Annotated in this window: 1 protein-coding gene; it reads right to left on the bottom strand. The window is 62.9% G+C overall.

All coding sequences use genetic code 11. From position 1 onward, the window contains the following. On the bottom strand, window positions 1-3,023 hold a 3,023-nt coding region (locus tag AC1D1P_RS19285), incomplete at both ends, for a LysM peptidoglycan-binding domain-containing protein (protein WP_477674086.1).

Raw genomic sequence — 3,023 nt, 5'->3', positions numbered from 1 at the left:
CCCTCCAAAGCCGTGGCGCCGGTGATGTTCATTCCCTGCAAACCGCCGCTCACGGCGCCGCTGATCGCGCCCAGTGCAACTTGCTCCCAACTGAATCCATCCTGCACACCCAAAATGTTGCCAGCGATCTGACCCGCAATGGAGCCTACCGCACCAGCCACAGCCAAAGTACCTATAGTTCCTAGGGCACTTCCCGCGACTGCTGCAGCACCTGCACCTGCGCCGCCCATCACGCTGACACCTGCACTCATGGTTCCGCCGAATCCCCCGCCAAATGCACCCGCAGTTCCGCTCATCGCGCCAGCGGTATAAATAGCGGCCACCACGACGATGGCAATGACAAGCACCTGCCCAAAGAAGCCGCACCCGTCATCGCCGCTCTGCGCCGCCGGCGGCGGAGGCGTCGGCAGGTTGGGCGTGGTGTCGCCCACGATCGCGCTCGGGTCGTAGGGCTTGAAGGTATTGGCGTTGTTGTTGATGGTCCCGACCCGGTTGGGGATGGTCAGGGTCTGGCCTATCCTCAGGTCGCTGTCGCTGGCCAGGCCGTTGGCTTCGGCGATGCGGTACCAGAGCGAGCTGTCGCCGTAGGCGCCCCTGGCAATGCTTTGCAGGGTGTCGTTGGGCGCCACGATGTAGGTGCCCGGGCTGGGCTTGGGATAGCTGCCGTTGATGGGCTGGTAGCCGAAGTTGAAGTCGACCACGTTGGCGCCGTTCGAGGCATTGCCGTAGCGGCCCAGCACTTCGCCCGCAACGATGAGCTGGCGCTGAACCTGGCCGTTCTGGGCGGTGTACAGGGCCTTGCCCGAAGCATCATTGACGAAGTTGCGGTTGACGGCGCCGTTGGTGCTGTCGGTGATGGCCGTCAGGTTGCCGTTGACGTCGTAGTAGCTGCTGGTGGTGCCGGCCGAGAAGTAGGTGCTGGTGCCGTAGACACTGGCTTCCTTGTAGCCGTCAAAGCGGTTTTGCGCGTAGCTGTAATAGTTGGTGTAGGCCGTGCCTTCGTAGTTCTGCAACGCGTAGCTTTGCAGATTGCCTGCGGCGTCATAGCTGGTGTAGTTGATGTCGTACTTGGCGCCGTTGTCGCTGCGCAGCACACGCTGGTACAGCATGCGCCCGTTGGCATCAAAGCGGTTGATGCGGGTTTCGCTGCCGCTGGCGCCTGATGCGCCGCCTGTGAGGGCATTGACATAGCCTACCGGCAGGGTGCCTGCGGGGCCCGTCTGCAGAACGCGGCCGGCTCCGTCGTAGTAGCGATAGTCCAGGTGCACACCGTCGCGCACCACGCCCATCAGACGGTTCAGGCCGTCGTAGCCGTACGTCTCAACGGTGGTGCCCTGGTTGGCGTAGTAGTCGGTCCGGTAAATCGGCGTGTAACCGACGACGCCCCAGGTCGTGATCAGATTACCTGACTCGTCGTAGGTGTAATTTCCCGATTCATCCAGCACGGGGATGCCGCCATAGATGGGGTCGTAATGGTCAACCACCTGGCCGGACGTGACACGGTTGCCATAGTAGGTGTCGCTCATCCGGTTTCCGCTGCCGTCGTAGGTGATGCGGTGGCCTGTGGTGCCCAGGTTACCGGCGGCATCTACCGCATCGACCACGGTCTGCCGGTTCATGGCGTCGTACTGGAAGTAGCGGTCTGCATCCACCGCGCCGCCCCCATTGATGACGTGGGTCTGGATACGGGTACGGTTACCCATCTTGTCGTATTCCAGATTGATGAAGGCACGGGTGTCGCCCACCCAGCGCAAGCGGCCCAGCGCGTCGTAGGCCATGGAGTTGTCCTGGTAGGTCACTCCACCCTGCACCACTTTTTCGCGTACCGAATGGCCACCCAGGTCCCACGCATAGGTGGTGACCTTGCCCATTGCTGCGTCAGTGTTACGGACCAGCTGGCCGGCAGCGTCGTAGGCGTATTGCAGGTTCTGGCCGCGGGTGCTGGTCTGTGAAACCAGCTGGCGCGCATTGTCGTAGGTGTAGGTGAATTTGGCGCCGCCCAGGTCGGTGTGGCTGTAAAGCTGGCCGAAGTAGTCGTAGTTCCAGGTGGCGCTGTTGGTGTTGGCGTCAACCTCGGCCGACTTGCGGCCACGCAGGTCGAAGGTGGCCTTGACGGTTTGGCCCAGGGGCTGGCGGGTCGCCACGACGTTGTCGAGCATGTCGTAGGCGTAGCTCAGTGTCTCGTTGTTGCCATTGGTCGAGGTGAGTTTGCGGCCCGCCTGGTCCCAGGTGCTGGTCTCGGTGATGGCGCGGGTGTTGACATACGCCAGCCAGTTGGATGCGCCTACGGTGTAAACAGCCTCTGTTGGCCGCACGGTGCTCAGCAGGCGGTTGAGTTTGTCGTAGTTAAAGGTGGTCACAAACGCGCGCGCGTCCCTGACCTGCACCTTGTTGCCGAAAACGTCATACCGGTAACTCACCACGCCGGCATCGGCATGGGTTTCCTTGACGAGGTTGCCGGCGGCGTCGAACTCCTGCAGGTTGCTGTTGCCACGCGCGTCTGTCATGGCCAGTTGCCGGCCCATGCGGTCGTAGTAAATGGCGGTGACAGGGCTGGCCGCGCTCTGGTTTCCGTCGGTATCGGCCTGGCTCTGGCGCACGATCTGGTTGTTGGCGTTGTAGCTGTAGGTGGTCTTCCAGGCCGGGGCCCGCGGGTCGTTGATCTCGAGCACATTGCCCCAGCGGTCGGTCTTCTGGTTGACGACCGGCCGGCTCCACTGGCTGGTGCCCGCCGTTGCCGCGGACACCGGCACGGGCAACCAGCCCGAGCTGGTTGTGGCACCGCCGGAAACCGTTGTCAGCACCTGGTATTCATAGGCCGCGAGGTTACGCGTTCCGGCGTCATAACGCAGTGCGTCGCCGAAGTTCACAAGGCTGACAGTCTCAACCGGTGTGGTGGCGCCAGCCGGGCGCAACTGCAGCTGCAGCGTGGTCGACGCATCTGTCGGCGCCGTCAGCTCAATGCTGCTTCCGTTGGTGCCGAAACTGCTGCGGTCGGTGATGAGCCGCCAGTTGCCCTGGTA

Source organism: Polaromonas sp. P1_E1_2 (assembly GCF_056406035.1).
This window is presented reverse-complemented; position numbering and strand designations above follow the sequence as displayed.